Source organism: Pseudomonas uvaldensis, from assembly GCF_021271205.1.
GTDB classification, from domain to species: domain Bacteria; phylum Pseudomonadota; class Gammaproteobacteria; order Pseudomonadales; family Pseudomonadaceae; genus Aquipseudomonas; species Aquipseudomonas uvaldensis.
Genome location: NZ_JAIWKS010000003.1, coordinates 370,351 through 384,409, shown reverse-complemented (window position 1 = coordinate 384,409; position 14,059 = coordinate 370,351). Strand labels below are relative to the sequence as shown.

Genomic DNA, 14,059 nt, shown 5'->3' with positions numbered 1-14,059 from the left:
CTCAGGCCGCAGCCTTAGCCGATTCCTTCAACAACTGAGCAACACGCTCAGAAGGTTGTGCACCAACGCTCAGCCAGTAGGCAACGCGCTCTTGGTTCACGGACAGACGAACTTCCTGACCACGGGCGATAGGGTTGAAGAAACCAACCTGCTCTTTGTGGGAACCGTCACGCGGGTTGCGGCTGTCGGTTACGGTCAGGTGGTAAAACGGGCGCTTTTTGGAGCCGCCAAGGGCAAGACGGATTGTTAGCATGTGAACATCGTTCCTGTAGTCGGTGCTGCAAATCTAAATGCACAGCGGGCATGGGTGCCCGAAAGGCCGCATATTCTAAGGAATATCCAGACTTTTGCAAATGACTTTTTCCGGCGAGTGCCGGCCTGCCATTCAGATCTGCCACGTTCAGCGCCCGCCGGAGACGGGTCCGCTGGAGATCCCGCGTCCCCGCGGGCAACGCCGGCAGGATTGCCGGCGCCTGGGATTGGTTACAGCTTGGGCATGCCGCCGCCGGGCAACATACCGCCCATGCCGCGCATCATCTTGGCCATCCCGCCCTTGGCGGAGAATTTCTTCATCATCTTCTGCATCTGCTTGTGCTGCTTGATCAAGCGACCGATATCCTGCACCTGGGTACCGGAGCCCATGGCGATCCGACGCTTGCGCGAGCCGCTGATCAAGTCAGGGTCGCGGCGCTCGGCCGGGGTCATGGAGTTGATGATGGCTTCCATCTGTTTGAACTGCTTTTCGGCCGCGCTCTGGGCGTTGCCCATCTGCGCCAGGTTCACGCCACCGATGCTCGGCAGCTTGTCCATGAGGCCGCCGAGGCCGCCCATGTTCTTCATTTGTTGCAGCTGGTCGCGGAAATCCTCGAGGTCGAAGCCCTTGCCCTTCTTCAGCTTCTTGGCCAGTTTGTCGGCCTTTTCCTTGTCGAGGGTCTGTTCGGCCTGCTCGATCAGGCTGAGCACGTCGCCCATGCCCAGGATGCGCGACGCGATACGCTCGGGGTGGAACGGTTCGAGCGCTTCGCTCTTCTCGCCCATACCGATGAACTTGATCGGTTTGCCGGTGATGGCGCGCACCGACAGCGCGGCACCGCCACGGGCGTCACCGTCAACCTTGGTCAGGATCACACCGGTGAGTGGCAGCGCATCGCCGAAGGCCTTGGCGGTGTTGGCCGCATCCTGGCCGGTCATGGCGTCGACCACGAAGAGGGTTTCCACCGGATTGACCGCGGCGTGCAGTGCCTTGATCTCGCCCATCATCTCTTCATCGATGTGCAGGCGACCGGCGGTATCGACGATGACCACGTCGATGAACTTGAGCTTCGCTTCCTTGATAGCCGCCTGGGCGATGTCCACCGGCTTCTGGCTCAGGTCGGACGGGAAGAACGTCACGCCGATGTCGTTGGCCAGGGTTTCCAGCTGCTTGATCGCCGCCGGACGATAAACGTCCGCCGACACCACCATCACTGACTTCTTCTTGCGCTCCTTGAGCAGGCGCGCCAGCTTGCCGGCAGTGGTGGTCTTGCCCGCGCCCTGCAGGCCGGCCATCAACACCACCGCTGGCGGCACGGCGCTCAGGTTAAGGTCTTCGTTGGCAGCACCCATCAGGCTTTCGAGTTCAGCCTGGACGATCTTCACGAACGCCTGGCCCGGCGTCAGGCTGCGTGACACCTCGGTGCCGACGGCGCGTTCCTTGACCGAATTGACGAAGTCCTTGACCACTGGCAGGGCGACGTCGGCCTCAAGCAACGCCATGCGCACTTCGCGCAGGGTGTCTTTGATGTTGTCCTCGGTCAGTTTCGCCTTGCCGGTGACATGGCGCAGCGTCTGCGAGAGACGGTCGGTTAGGTTTTCAAACATGCGCGATCCTTTCAGGCCCGGATGAGGCCGGGATAATGGCGGCCCAGACCGTGAAAAAATGTGCTCGGCGAGCCTGCGGCGTGGGCAGGTCGCGGATTATAGCGAAGAAGCGTGCGGCGTACACCTGGTGACTCCGGTGGTCTTTCGTACGGTATGGGTTCTATGCCAAACTCAGCGACTTTCGGGCCTGCCTAACAGGATTTATGCTCCCCTTGTCACCCAGCTTGCTTGCCTCCCTCGCCGCCGCCTGCCTTTATGCCGCTGCGACCCTTTACCAAGGCACCCGCCTGGCCTCCGGCGCCAGGGCGAACAAGCGCCTGCTGGTCACGCTCGGCGTGTTGGCGGTGTTCGGCCACGCGGCCAGCCTTTATACCCATCTGATGACGCCGATCGGCCTGGGCCTGGACTTTTTCAATGCCGCCAGCCTGATCGCCGTGGCCGTGATCGGCCTGACGCTGCTGGCCTGCTCGCGCATCCCGGTGGAAAACCTGCTCGTGCTGCTGTTCCCGCTGGGGCTGGCCACGGTGCTGCTGGCGCAGTTCGCGCCATCGGGTACGGTCCAGATCATCGATGAGGAGCCGGGGATCCTGGCTCATATCCTGCTGTCGATCCTGGCCTATGGATTATTTACCATCGCGGTGTTCCAAGCCTTGCTGTTGCTCGTACAGGACCACCAGCTCAAGCACAAGCATCCGTCCGGGCTGATCCGCAATTTCCCGCCCCTGCAGACCATGGAGAGTCTGCTGTTCGGTTTCCTCTGGGCCGGCTGGACCCTGCTCTCGCTGTCGCTGATCTCCGGCTGGCTGTTCGTCGAGAATCTGTTCGCCCAGCACCTGGTGCACAAGACTCTGCTGGCCTGCCTGGCCTGGGTGGTGTTCAGCGTGCTGCTCTGGGGCCGCAACCGTCTCGGCTGGCGCGGCCATAAAGCCATTCGCTGGACCCTGGCCGGTTTCTGCCTGCTGATGCTGGCGTATTTCGGCAGCAAACTGGTCCGTGAATACATCCTGCATATCTGACGGACGGCGCTGATGGATAGGTTGCCCGCGGGGCCGCTGTTGGCCGTACTGGTGGTGCTGATCCTCTGGTCAGCCCTGTTCACCGCCATCGAAGCTGCCCGGCAGCACCTGCTGGCCAAACGCAGGGCTTCGCGTGCCGGCGATAAACCGTCGGCGAGACTGAGCTTTCCCCTGACCAGCCTGATCCTGTGCAATACCCTGTGCCGCACCCTGGCGGTGGTGATCTGCACTTTGCTGGGTATTTTCACCTGGCTGGAAAACGGCCCGTGGGTCGCGTGGCTCGCCAGCGGTGCGATGCTGCTGGTCTTTGCCGATTACCTGCCGCGCATCCTGGCCACCCGTCACCCCGATGCGGTACTGGCACTGGGCAACGCCTTGCTGGGCGTGCCCTTGAAAATGGTCTATCCGCTCGCCTGGTTGTTGGACGGCCTCAGCAAATTGCTGCTGCGCCCCTTTTCCCGCAAGGCTGTCGTCGTGCAGCAAAGCGACGACGAAATGCCGACGCCGCCGCGTACCGAACAGGAACATGAACATGGCACAGGACGCCCCCACGGGGCTCCCGGCATCCATGCCCTGGACAACATCACCGTCAACGACATCCTGGTGCCCCGCAGCGAAGTCGACGGCATCAACCTCGATGACCCCATCGAGGAAATCATCGAACAACTTCTGCTGAACCGTCGAACCCGGTTGCCGGTCTTCCACAGTGACATCAACCAGGTCGAAGCGGTGCTCAACACCCGCCAGGTCCGCCATTTGCTGGCGGACGCAAGCCTGACCAAGGAAGCGTTGCTCGCCGCCTGCCACGAACCTTACTTCGTACCCGAAAGCACGCCGCTGCAGCTGCAACTGCTGAACTTCCACAAGCAACAGCGACGCCTGGGCATGGTGGTGGATGAATATGGCGAGGTGCTGGGCATCGTTACCCTGGAAGACATCCTTGAAGAGATCGTCGGCGAGTTCGAAAACGAGCACAACCTCGACAACCCGCACGTTCATCCCCAGCCCGATGGGCGTCTGATGATCGATGGCGCGGCGTCGATCCGTGAATTGAACAGAGCCCTCGGTTGGCACTTACCCTGCGACGGTCCCAAGACACTTAACGGGCTGGTGACCGAAGCGCTGGAAACCATCCCCGAAAGCCCGGTATGCCTGAAGATCGGTCGCTACCGGCTGGAAATCATCGAAACTGTGGACAATCGTGTCAGCCAGGTGCTGATGTGGCATAACGGGTCGGTGCCAAGCGTCGCCTGAGTTCCGGATAGAATCACTGCGGGAACAAGCCCTGCTTCTGCAGCATTCAGGTCTTCCCCAAAGCGTTCAACAATAATAAATGCTCCAACGGAGCACATGACTGTCAGGGATAACTGCATGACGACCACTACCCTCAACGACACCGCGGCTGCCCAGCCGACGAACTCCACCACCCGCGTGGCGACTGCGAGCTTCATCGGCACGGCCATCGAATTCTATGACTTCTACGTGTATGCCACGGCTGCGGCCCTGGTGATCGGGCCGGTGTTCTTCCCGCAGACGTCGGGTACGGCACAGATGCTGTCGTCCTTCCTGACCTTCGGCATCGCCTTTCTCGCACGGCCGCTGGGTTCGGCGCTGTTCGGCCATTTTGGCGATCGGATCGGGCGCAAATCCACCCTGGTGGCCTCTCTGTTGCTGATGGGCATCTGCACCACCCTCATCGGCGTGCTGCCCGGCTACGCCAGCATCGGCGCCTGGGCACCGATCCTGTTGTGTCTGCTGCGCTTCGGCCAGGGGTTGGGGCTGGGTGGTGAATGGGGCGGCGCCGCGCTGCTCGCCACCGAGAATGCCCCCAAGGGCAAGCGGGCCTGGTTCGGCATGTTTCCTCAACTGGGCCCCTCCATCGGTTTCCTGGCGGCCAACGGGCTGTTCCTGAGCCTGGCCATGGGTCTGGACGACGAACAGTTCCGCTCCTGGGGCTGGCGCATTCCATTCCTGCTCAGCGCCGTGTTGGTGATCGTCGGCCTCTACGTGCGCCTCAAGCTCCATGAAACACCGGTCTTTGCCAAGGCCATGGCTCGCCAGGAACGGGTGAAAGTGCCGTTGGTGGAACTGTTCAGCCAATACTGGGCCCCGACACTGCTGGGCGCGGCGGCGATGGTGGTGTGCTATGCGTTGTTCTATATCTCCACCGTGTTCTCGTTGAGCTATGGCGTAGCCACCCTTGGCTACAGCCGCGAGACGTTCCTCGCCTTGCTTTGCTTTGCCGTGCTGTTCATGGCCGCCGCCACGCCATTGTCGGCCTGGGCCAGCGATCGCTTGGGTCGCAAACCGGTACTGATCGTCGGAGGGGTGCTGGCGATTGCCTCGGGATTTCTCATGGAGCCGCTGCTGACTCACGGTTCGACCTGGGGTGTCGCCCTGTTCCTGTGCATCGAGCTGTTCCTGATGGGCGTGACCTTTGCCCCCATGGGCGCTCTACTGCCAGAGCTGTTTCCCACCCATGTGCGTTATACCGGCGCCTCGGCGGCTTATAACCTGGGCGGCATCGTCGGTGCCTCGGCCGCACCGTTCTTCGCCCAGAAGCTGGTGGCGATGGGCGGCTTGAGCTATGTCGGCGGCTATGTGTCGGCGGCAGCGTTGCTGAGCGTGATCGCCGTGCTGTGCCTGAAGGAAACCCGCCATAACGATTTGAACCAGATCGCCTGAAACCCGCGTGGCGAGGGGCCCACCCCTCGCCCCCCCCTGTCGCCAAACCTGTCACAAACCTGAACACCTTCCAATGAAATAATCGCTAACAGTCCCCGCCCATTGAAACCGTCCTCTACCTGCCCCATCTAAGACGCATATTCCATTGCGCAGGTGCCCCATGAGCGACCAGCACTCTACTGAAGCCACGAACGACTACGCGGATTCCGAACACATCGAACACACCGTTTCCGGCACCGGCCTGGCGCTGCCCGGCCAGAGCCTGCCGGACAAGGTCTACATCATTCCCATCCACAATCGCCCGTTCTTCCCGGCCCAGGTCCTGCCGGTCATCGTCAATGAAGAGCCCTGGGCCGAGACCCTGGAACTGGTGGCCAAGTCCGAACATCATTCCCTGGCGCTGTTCTTCATGGACACGCCCCAGGAAGACCCGCGTCATTTCGACACCTCGGCGCTGCCGCTGTACGGCACCCTGGTCAAGGTGCACCATGCCAGCCGCGAAGCGGGCAAACTGCAATTCGTTGCCCAGGGCCTGACCCGCGTGCGCATCCGTACCTGGCTCAAACATCATCGCCCGCCGTACCTGGTGGAAGTCGAGTACCCGCACCAGCCGAGCGAGCCGACCGACGAGGTCAAGGCCTACGGCATGGCGTTGATCAACGCGATCAAGGAGCTGCTGCCGCTCAATCCGTTGTACAGCGAAGAACTGAAGAACTACCTCAACCGCTTCAGTCCCAACGATCCCTCGCCCTTGACCGACTTTGCCGCCGCCCTCACCTCCGCCACCGGCAATGAATTGCAGGAAGTACTCGACTGCGTCCCCATGCTCAAGCGCATGGAAAAAGTCCTGCCGATGCTGCGCAAGGAAGTGGAAGTCGCGCGGCTGCAAAAAGAGATCTCCGCCGAGGTCAACAGCAAGATCGGCGAACATCAGCGCCAGTTCTTCCTCAAGGAGCAGCTCAAGGTCATCCAGCAGGAACTGGGGCTGACCAAGGACGACCGCAGCGCCGACCTCGAACAGTTCGAGCAACGCCTGGAGAGCAAGGTGCTGCCGGCCCAGGCCAAAAAACGCATCGATGAGGAAATGACCAAGCTGTCGATCCTGGAGACCGGCTCACCGGAATACGCCGTTACCCGTAACTACCTGGATTGGGCCACCTCGGTGCCGTGGGGCGTCTACGGCCAGGACAAGCTCGACCTCAAGCATGCTCGCAAGGTCCTCGACCAGCACCATGCCGGCCTGGACGACATCAAGGACCGCATCCTGGAATTCCTCGCCGTGGGTGCCTACAAGGGTGAGATCAGCGGTTCCATCGTGTTGCTGGTGGGCCCGCCGGGCGTGGGCAAGACCAGCGTGGGCAAGTCCATCGCCGAATCCCTCGGCCGGCCGTTCTACCGTTTCAGCGTCGGCGGCATGCGCGACGAAGCCGAGATCAAGGGTCATCGCCGTACCTACATCGGCGCCCAGCCGGGCAAGCTGGTGCAGGCCCTCAAGGACGTAGAGGTGATGAACCCGGTGATCATGCTCGACGAGATCGACAAGATGGGCCAGAGCTACCAAGGCGATCCGGCCTCGGCCTTGCTGGAAACCCTCGACCCGGAGCAGAACGTCGAATTCCTCGACCATTATCTGGACATGCGCCTGGACCTGTCCAAGGTGCTGTTCGTGTGCACCGCCAACACTCTGGACTCGATCCCCGGCCCGCTGCTGGATCGGATGGAAGTGATTCGCCTGTCCGGCTACATCACCGAGGAAAAAGTCGCCATCGCCAAGCGCCATCTCTGGCCCAAGCAGTTGGCCAAGGCCGGCGTATCCAAGGGCAGCCTGACTATCAGCGACAGCGCCCTCAAGACCCTGATCGACGGTTATGCCCGCGAAGCCGGGGTGCGCCAGTTGGAGAAGCAATTGGGCAAGCTGGTGCGCAAGGCGGTGATGAAGCTGATTGAAGATCCCAAGGCGGTCATCAAGCTCGGGCCGAAAGACCTCGAGGCCTCCCTGGGCAAGCCGGTGTTTCGCAACGAACAAGTGTTGTCCGGCGTTGGAGTGATCACCGGCCTGGCCTGGACCAGCATGGGCGGCGCCACGTTGCCCATCGAAGCGACACGCATCCATACCCTCAATCGTGGCTTCAAGCTCACCGGGCAACTGGGAGAGGTGATGAAGGAATCGGCGGAGATCGCCCACAGCTACGTCAGCTCGCACCTGAAGCAGTTCGGCGGTGACCCGAAGTTCTTCGACGAGGCGTTCGTGCACTTGCATGTACCGGAAGGCGCTACTCCCAAGGATGGCCCGAGCGCCGGCGTGACCATGGCCAGCGCACTGCTGTCCCTGGCCCGCAACCAGCCACCGAAGAAAAGCGTCGCCATGACCGGCGAACTCACTCTCACCGGGCACGTGCTGCCGATTGGCGGCGTGCGGGAAAAAGTGATCGCGGCGCGACGGCAGAAAATCTTCGAGCTGATCCTGCCCGAAGCCAACCGGGGCAACTTCGAAGAACTGCCGGACTACCTCAAGGAAGGTGTCACGGTGCATTTTGCCAAGCGGTTTGCGGATGTGGCGAAGGTGTTGTTCTGAGGGTTTTATAGACGCTGTACCGGCCTCATCGCGAGCAGGCTCGCTCCCACAGGGTTTGGTGTGGATCACAAATGCTGTGAACACCACAAATACCCTGTGGGAGCGGGCTTGCCGGCGAAAACGTCATCAGCCACAACCCCTGCTCACCTGACACACCTGGTAGCATCTTCGGTTATGCTCCCCATTCGTCGTGAACGCCGGAGCCCCTATGTCCCCCACCCGCCTGCTCGTCCCCTTGAGCCTCGTCTTGCTGAGCGCCTGCGCCACGCAGTCGAAACACAACGTGACCGTGGAAAAGCTGAGCGAATGCCCGGTTCGGCTCAACAACGGACAGAACCTGATCCTGAGCCTGCCCAGCAATCCCAGCACCGGTTATCGCTGGGCGGTCCTGGATTCGGCCGGCGGTGTTCTGAAAGCACTGGGCCCCGAGGTATACCGCAACCCGGAGGACGCCGGCATCGTCGGAGCTGCCGGGGTTTCAACCTGGCGCTTCCAGGCATTCAACCCGGGCACCGGCCGGCTGCGCCTGACTTATCAACAGCCCTGGGCCCCTGAAGTGCCGCCCGTGGAGACCTTCGACTGCGCTATCGCGGTGAAATGAGCATGGGCTGGCTGATCCTCGCTCTGATGGGAGCGGCCACCTACCTGTATGGCCTGAGCGTGCATGCCTCGCTGCTGTGCCTGCTGGTCAAGCCGATGCCGGTGTTGGCGCTGCTGGGCTGGCTGCACGACGCGCCGCCCGGCGACTATCGACGTGGGATCAGTCTCGGGCTGATTTTTTCGCTGGCGGGCGATGTACTGCTGGCGTGGCCGGGCGACTTGTTCGTGTTCGGCCTTGGCGCGTTTCTCCTGGCGCACCTGGCCTACCTGAAAGCCTACCTCAGCGATTGCCGCCAGCCCGCATTGCTTACGCTGGCCCTGGCCTTGGGCATCGGCGCGGTGTTGTTGGGGATCCTGATATCCAGCGGCCTCGGGCCGTTGCTGGTTCCAGTGATTGTCTACGGCCTGGCCATCAGCGCCATGCTCTGGCGAGCCCTGGCACGCCTGGGTGGTACGGTACCCAAGCGCTCGGCGTGGCTGGCCGCTGCGGGAGCGCTGGCGTTCGTCTTTTCCGACAGCCTGATCGGCATCGACCGGTTCGTGACCCCCTTCCCCGCTGCGCCTTACCTGATCATCATCAGTTACTGGCTAGGCCAGTGGGGCATCACCGCCTCGGCTTTCCCCCGCAAGTCCTGCCGAACCACTGGCGATAGCGGTCTGTCGGCAAGCTGATCCGTCGCCGTCGCGAGCAAGCTCGCTCCCGCAGCTTTTTTGGTTAAAATGCCGGCCTTTTCACCACCCATGCCGCTGGAATCGCCGTGAGCAAAGAGTCCGACCGCCTATTCGCCCAACCCCTGGCCCAAGTGCCTGACTTCGCGTTCAACGAGGACGTGGTGCGGGTGTTTCCAGACATGATCAAGCGTTCGGTACCAGGCTACCCGACCATTGTCGAAAATCTTGGCGTACTCGCCGCGCAGTTCGCCCAGCCGGGCAGCGTCCTCTATGACTTGGGGGCATCCCTGGGCGCGGTGACCCAGGCGCTGCGCCGCCATGTGCGCACCGACGGTTGTCGGGTGATCGCTGTGGATAACTCGGCGGCCATGGTGGAGCGCTGCCGCGAATACCTCAACGGCCAGAACTCGATGTTCCAGGAGCTGCTGCCGGTGGAACTCATTGAAGGCGACATCCTGGCCCTGGACTTCCAGCCGGCTTCGGTGGTCGCGCTGAACTTCACCCTGCAATTCATTCCGCGGCCGCAGCGCACCGAGCTGCTGAGCCGAATCCGCCAATCCCTGTTGCCCGGTGGCGCCCTGATTCTCTCGGAAAAACTGCGTTTCAACGACCCCGAGGAACACGCCCTGCTCACCGACCTGCACGTGGCGTTCAAGCGTGCCAATGGCTACAGCGAACTGGAAATCGCCCAGAAGCGCAGCGCCATCGAAAATGTCATGAAGCCCGACAGCCTCGAAGAACACCGCGAACGCCTGCTGGCGGCCGGGTTCTCGAAAGTCGTGCCGTGGTTCCAGTGTCTTAACTTCGCCTCGTTGATTGCCCTGCCATGATCGATCTGTCTCCCCTCGCCCGCCGTCTGGCCGGTACCCCCCTGGCCGACTGGGCCGCGACGCTGCAGTCGCAGCTCGATATCAAGATGCATAAAGGCCATGGCGATCTCGAACGCTGGCAGAACGCCCTGGATGCCCTGCCGTCGCTGCAACCGACCCGGATCGACCTGTTGAACAGTCTGACCCTCGACACCGATTGCAGCGATGAAACCCGCGCCCAGATGCGCACCGCCCTGATGGGCCTTTCCCCATGGCGCAAAGGCCCGTTCGATCTGTTCGGCGTGCACGTGGACACCGAATGGCGTTCGGACTGGAAGTGGTCACGGGTGGCACCGCACCTGGACCTCAAGGGCAAGCGCATCCTCGATGTGGGATGCGGCAACGGCTACTACATGTGGCGAATGCTGGGGGCCGGGGCCGACACCGTAATCGGCGTCGACCCCAATTGGCTGTTCTTCTGCCAGTTCCAGGCGGTGCAGCGCTACCTTTCGCAGCCCAACGCCTGGCACCTGCCGTTCCCCTTCGAAGACCTGCCGCCGGACCTCGAAGGCTTCGATACGGTGTTTTCCATGGGCGTGTTCTACCACCGCCGCTCGCCGATCGAGCATTTGCTGGCCTTGAAAGACTGCTTGGTGAAGGGTGGTGAGCTGGTACTGGAAACCCTGGTAATCGAGGGCGACGAGCACCAGGTACTGGTGCCCGAAGACCGCTACGCGCAGATGCGTAACGTCTGGTTCCTGCCGTCGGTTCCAGCCCTGGAGCGCTGGCTGCGCCGGGCCGGGTTCAGCGACGTGCGGTGTGTGGACGTGAGCCTGACCACCGTCGAGGAACAGCGCAGCACGGAGTGGATGAAGTATCAATCACTGAGTGACTTCCTCGACCCCGAGGACCACAGCAAGACCATCGAAGGCCTGCCGGCGCCGATGCGGGCGGTGATTGTGGCGCGTAAATAAATAACCCCAAAACCCTGTTTCAGTCTGCCGGTTTGGCTCTACGCGCCTTGAAAAACTCGCTCAGCACCGTGCTGCATTCCTCAGCCAGTACCCCACCCTCGAACATCACTCGGTGATTCAGGAAACCCTGGCTGAAGAACTGCCCTTGGCTCTGAACGATACCGGCCTTGGGTTCCAGGGCGCCGTAGACGACTCGGGCAATGCGTGAGTGGACGATCAGGCCGGCGCACATGCTGCACGGTTCCAGCGTGACGTAGAGCGTACTGCCGGGCAGGCGATAGTTGCTCACGGCCTGGGCCGCGGCGCGGATGGCGACCATTTCCGCATGGGCACTCGGGTCGTGGCCACTGATCGGGCAATTGAAACCGCGGCCAATGATCTCGCCATCCTGCACCAGCACCGCCCCCACCGGCACCTCGCCCAGGGCCGCACCTTGCGCGGCGAGGGCCAGGGCTTCGCGCATGAAGTCCTGGTCACGACTGCGGTCGATGATCCGGGCGGGACGAATCTGGCGCATCACGCCACCTCGATGGCGGCCATCAGGCCGGTTTCCATGTGATCGATCACGTGGCAGTGGAACATCCATACCCCAGGATTATCCGCCACCAACGCCACCTGTGCCCGCTCGTTCTTGCCCAACAGGTAGGTGTCGGTGAAATACGGCACGACCTTGTGCCGGTTGGACGCGATCACCTTGAAGCTCATTCCGTGCAGATGGATCGGGTGCTGGTACTGGGTCATGTTCTTCAATTCGAAAATGTAACTCTGGCCTTTCTTCAGCGTGGCGATCGGCCGATCAGCGCAGGTCTTGTCGGTAATGTCCCAGGCTTTGCCGTTGATCTGCCACAGACTCGGCGGCTTGCCGTTGTCCACATTGACCGACACCGAACCGACCCACTCGAAATTGAAGTTGAGTTTCTCGGCATTGGCCAGGTCCGGCTCTGACACCGGGTTGGCCGGCAGCGCGGGCGGCCAGGCGGTGGGCGCATCGTTGTTGGGCACCGAACGCAGGGTGCCCAGTCGCACCGGGCCATTGCGCAACGACAGTTCTTGCCCGACCGGTGGTGCCTTGATCGCCAGGCAGATGCGCATGCCCGGGCCGAGCCAGTATTCCTTGCCCAGCGGCCGGGGATCGACGGGATTGCCGTCCAAAGCGTAGATCTGCGCTTCGACACCGGGAATGTTGATGCGGTAGGTCAGCGTGTTGTCCAGGTTGAGCAAGCGTACCCGGGTAATCTGCCCGGCAGGCAGGTCGATCACCGCCTGCGGCACGCCGTTGATCGTCGCCAGACGCCCAGCCGTACCACCACGGGCGGCTTCACGGGGAATGCTGAATTCAACGAACTGACCTTGCTCGTCCACATGCCAGCTCTTGAGGCTCAGGGTCTGCTCGTACTTGAACCCGGTGGGCTCGCGTTCCTCGACGATCAATGGCCCCACCAGCCCCCGCCCGAGCTCTTCGCTGCTGTTGACGTGCGGGTGATACCAATAGCTGCCGGCGTCCGGCACACGGAACTTGTAATCGAAGTATTCCCCCGGCAGCACCGGGAGTTGCGAGACATACGGCACACCGTCCATTTCCAGTGGCAGACGGATGCCGTGCCAATGGATCGTGGTCGCCACCGGCAGGTGGTTGATGAAGCGCACCCGCAGCCACTCGCCTTGGCGCACCCGCAACTCAGTGCCCGGCGCCGACGGGCCGAACGCCCAAGCCTGGGTCTTGTACCCGGCCACCAACTCGACATCCAGGGGCGCCGCGATCAACTCATAGTCATGGCCAGCGTCGGCATCCGCCCGCTTACCCAACCAATACCGCGATGCGCCTCCCGCGCCTACGCCCACGACAACAAGACCGACCAGGCCTCCGAGTATTTGGCGACGGGTGAAGGACATGTACGCAACTACCTCTGAATCCGCGACGGACCGGTGGGCCCGCAAAAGGCGAATACGATACACCTGCACTTGAGAAATATTAAGTGAAGGATTGTCGCGGATAAGTAATGTCAGCTCGCCGGTTTGCGTGCCGTGACGATCCATGCCGCGCCGTCAATCACCACCGACCGTTCGCCGGGGAGACCCGCGAAGGCGGCGCGAACCGCGGCCCAGGCGTGGGCGCGGATGTCGTCGGGCTGATCCGCGAGCACAAGCGACAGCGGGCCACCTTCGAATGCCATCTTCACCGCGTCGTCGATCGCCGCGTCCCGAGTCTCGCCTTGGCCGAACGAGATGGAAGCATCGAAGGGCGCGATAGTGATATCGGTGAAGCCGGCCGCCGTCAGGATGCGCTCCACGCGCCCCCGGTCGCCGAACGAGAATGGGCCGGGCGCTTCGGGACCGGGGGGCGCGGGCAACGGGACAATGTCTTTGATCGCTATCATGGGCAGACGCACCCAATCATTCTCGGCCACGCCGCGCCAGCAGACGAAAGCGACCCGCCCGCCCGGTCGGAGCGCGCGTCGCATATGAGTGAACGCCGCTGTCGGATCGTCGAAAAACATCACGCCGAAACGCGAGAACAGGATGTCGAACGCGCCCTCGGGCAGCTCGTCGCTGCTGGCGTCGGCCACATGGAACAGGACCGGCGTGTCCTGTGGCGCAAGCGCGCGCGCACGACCGATCAACGGCTCGGATATGTCCACGCCCAGCACTTGGCCGCCCGCGCCGACGCGGGCGGCCAGATCCAGACTCGATGCGCCCGCGCCACAGCCGACGTCCAGTACACGCTCACCCGTCGCGGGCACGGCGGCTTCGATCGCGGCCTGGCCGAATGCTGCAAACATGGCGTCGAGCCGGGCCTGGTTGACGGCCCAATACTCTCCGCTTTGGCCATTCCAGTCGGCGACCTGATAGGCTTTTTGCTCTGTCATG

General features: G+C 62.5%; 13 protein-coding genes. 8 read left to right on the top strand and 5 right to left on the bottom strand.

The window, feature by feature from the left end; genetic code table 11:
* Position 1: 1 nt before the first annotated feature.
* Together rpsP and ffh are read right to left on the bottom strand one after the other, a co-directional pair.
* Positions 2–253, bottom strand: a complete 252-nt coding sequence (rpsP, locus tag LCU97_RS08225) for a 30S ribosomal protein S16 (RefSeq protein WP_007927680.1) — start codon at positions 251–253, stop codon at positions 2–4.
* A gap of 230 nt (positions 254–483) precedes the next feature.
* On the bottom strand, positions 484–1,860 hold the full coding sequence (gene ffh / locus LCU97_RS08220) for a signal recognition particle protein (protein WP_053152599.1): 1,377 nt from the start codon (positions 1,858–1,860) through the stop codon (positions 484–486).
* A gap of 203 nt (positions 1,861–2,063) precedes the next feature.
* On the opposite strand from ffh, the gene LCU97_RS08215 reads away from it, so the two are divergent.
* The 8 genes from LCU97_RS08215 (at position 2,064) to cmoB (ending at position 11,191) form a co-directional block, all read left to right on the top strand.
* A complete protein-coding gene (locus tag LCU97_RS08215) occupies positions 2,064–2,876 on the top strand; it encodes a cytochrome C assembly family protein (RefSeq protein WP_053152597.1) in 813 nt (270 codons plus the stop codon).
* A gap of 12 nt (positions 2,877–2,888) precedes the next feature.
* On the top strand, positions 2,889–4,130 hold the full coding sequence (locus LCU97_RS08210) for a transporter associated domain-containing protein (protein ID WP_053152595.1): 1,242 nt from the start codon (positions 2,889–2,891) through the stop codon (positions 4,128–4,130).
* 117 nt (positions 4,131–4,247) lie between these two features.
* Complete coding sequence (locus LCU97_RS08205) at positions 4,248–5,561, top strand: MFS transporter (RefSeq protein ID WP_053152593.1); 1,314 nt, start codon at positions 4,248–4,250, stop codon at positions 5,559–5,561.
* A 160-nt stretch (positions 5,562–5,721) separates the two neighbouring features.
* Positions 5,722–8,136, top strand: a complete 2,415-nt coding sequence (gene lon, locus LCU97_RS08200; RefSeq protein ID WP_232776098.1) for an endopeptidase La — start codon at positions 5,722–5,724, stop codon at positions 8,134–8,136.
* Between the two features lie 208 nt (positions 8,137–8,344).
* Positions 8,345–8,737, top strand: coding sequence for a protease inhibitor I42 family protein (locus tag LCU97_RS08195; protein WP_232776097.1), 393 nt, complete (start codon positions 8,345–8,347; stop codon positions 8,735–8,737).
* Positions 8,738–8,739: 2 nt separating this feature from the next.
* On the top strand, positions 8,740–9,408 hold the full coding sequence (locus LCU97_RS08190; RefSeq protein WP_232776096.1) for a lysoplasmalogenase: 669 nt from the start codon (positions 8,740–8,742) through the stop codon (positions 9,406–9,408).
* Between the two features lie 86 nt (positions 9,409–9,494).
* Positions 9,495–10,238, top strand: coding sequence for a carboxy-S-adenosyl-L-methionine synthase CmoA (gene cmoA, locus LCU97_RS08185; RefSeq protein WP_232776095.1), 744 nt, complete (start codon positions 9,495–9,497; stop codon positions 10,236–10,238).
* Positions 10,235–11,191, top strand: a complete 957-nt coding sequence (gene cmoB / locus LCU97_RS08180) for a tRNA 5-methoxyuridine(34)/uridine 5-oxyacetic acid(34) synthase CmoB (protein WP_232776094.1) — start codon at positions 10,235–10,237, stop codon at positions 11,189–11,191. The genes cmoA and cmoB overlap by 4 nt, the downstream gene beginning before the upstream one ends.
* Before the next feature lie 19 nt (positions 11,192–11,210).
* On the opposite strand, the gene tadA is transcribed toward cmoB, so the two are convergent.
* From tadA to LCU97_RS08165, 3 genes are all read right to left on the bottom strand, one after another.
* On the bottom strand, positions 11,211–11,708 hold the full coding sequence (gene tadA, locus LCU97_RS08175) for a tRNA adenosine(34) deaminase TadA (protein ID WP_053152582.1): 498 nt from the start codon (positions 11,706–11,708) through the stop codon (positions 11,211–11,213).
* Positions 11,708–13,084 carry a multicopper oxidase family protein gene (locus LCU97_RS08170; RefSeq protein WP_232776093.1) on the bottom strand — a complete coding sequence of 459 codons (1,377 nt, stop codon included), beginning with the start codon at positions 13,082–13,084 and terminating at the stop codon, positions 11,708–11,710. The genes tadA and LCU97_RS08170 overlap by 1 nt, the downstream gene beginning before the upstream one ends.
* Before the next feature lie 110 nt (positions 13,085–13,194).
* A complete protein-coding gene (locus LCU97_RS08165; protein WP_053152578.1) occupies positions 13,195–14,058 on the bottom strand; it encodes a class I SAM-dependent methyltransferase in 864 nt (287 codons plus the stop codon).
* Position 14,059 lies beyond the last annotated feature (1 nt).

Coding starts and splice junctions, on each gene's coding strand:
- rpsP (WP_007927680.1), bottom strand. CDS start 253: ATGCTAACAATCCGTCTTGCCCTTGGCGGCTCCAAAAAGCGCCCGTTT.
- ffh (WP_053152599.1), bottom strand. CDS start 1,860: ATGTTTGAAAACCTAACCGACCGTCTCTCGCAGACGCTGCGCCATGTC.
- LCU97_RS08215 (WP_053152597.1), top strand. CDS start 2,064: ATGCTCCCCTTGTCACCCAGCTTGCTTGCCTCCCTCGCCGCCGCCTGC.
- LCU97_RS08210 (WP_053152595.1), top strand. CDS start 2,889: ATGGATAGGTTGCCCGCGGGGCCGCTGTTGGCCGTACTGGTGGTGCTG.
- LCU97_RS08205 (WP_053152593.1), top strand. CDS start 4,248: ATGACGACCACTACCCTCAACGACACCGCGGCTGCCCAGCCGACGAAC.
- lon (WP_232776098.1), top strand. CDS start 5,722: ATGAGCGACCAGCACTCTACTGAAGCCACGAACGACTACGCGGATTCC.
- LCU97_RS08195 (WP_232776097.1), top strand. CDS start 8,345: ATGTCCCCCACCCGCCTGCTCGTCCCCTTGAGCCTCGTCTTGCTGAGC.
- LCU97_RS08190 (WP_232776096.1), top strand. CDS start 8,740: ATGGGCTGGCTGATCCTCGCTCTGATGGGAGCGGCCACCTACCTGTAT.
- cmoB (WP_232776094.1), top strand. CDS start 10,235: ATGATCGATCTGTCTCCCCTCGCCCGCCGTCTGGCCGGTACCCCCCTG.
- tadA (WP_053152582.1), bottom strand. CDS start 11,708: ATGCGCCAGATTCGTCCCGCCCGGATCATCGACCGCAGTCGTGACCAG.
- LCU97_RS08170 (WP_232776093.1), bottom strand. CDS start 13,084: ATGTCCTTCACCCGTCGCCAAATACTCGGAGGCCTGGTCGGTCTTGTT.
- LCU97_RS08165 (WP_053152578.1), bottom strand. CDS start 14,058: ATGACAGAGCAAAAAGCCTATCAGGTCGCCGACTGGAATGGCCAAAGC.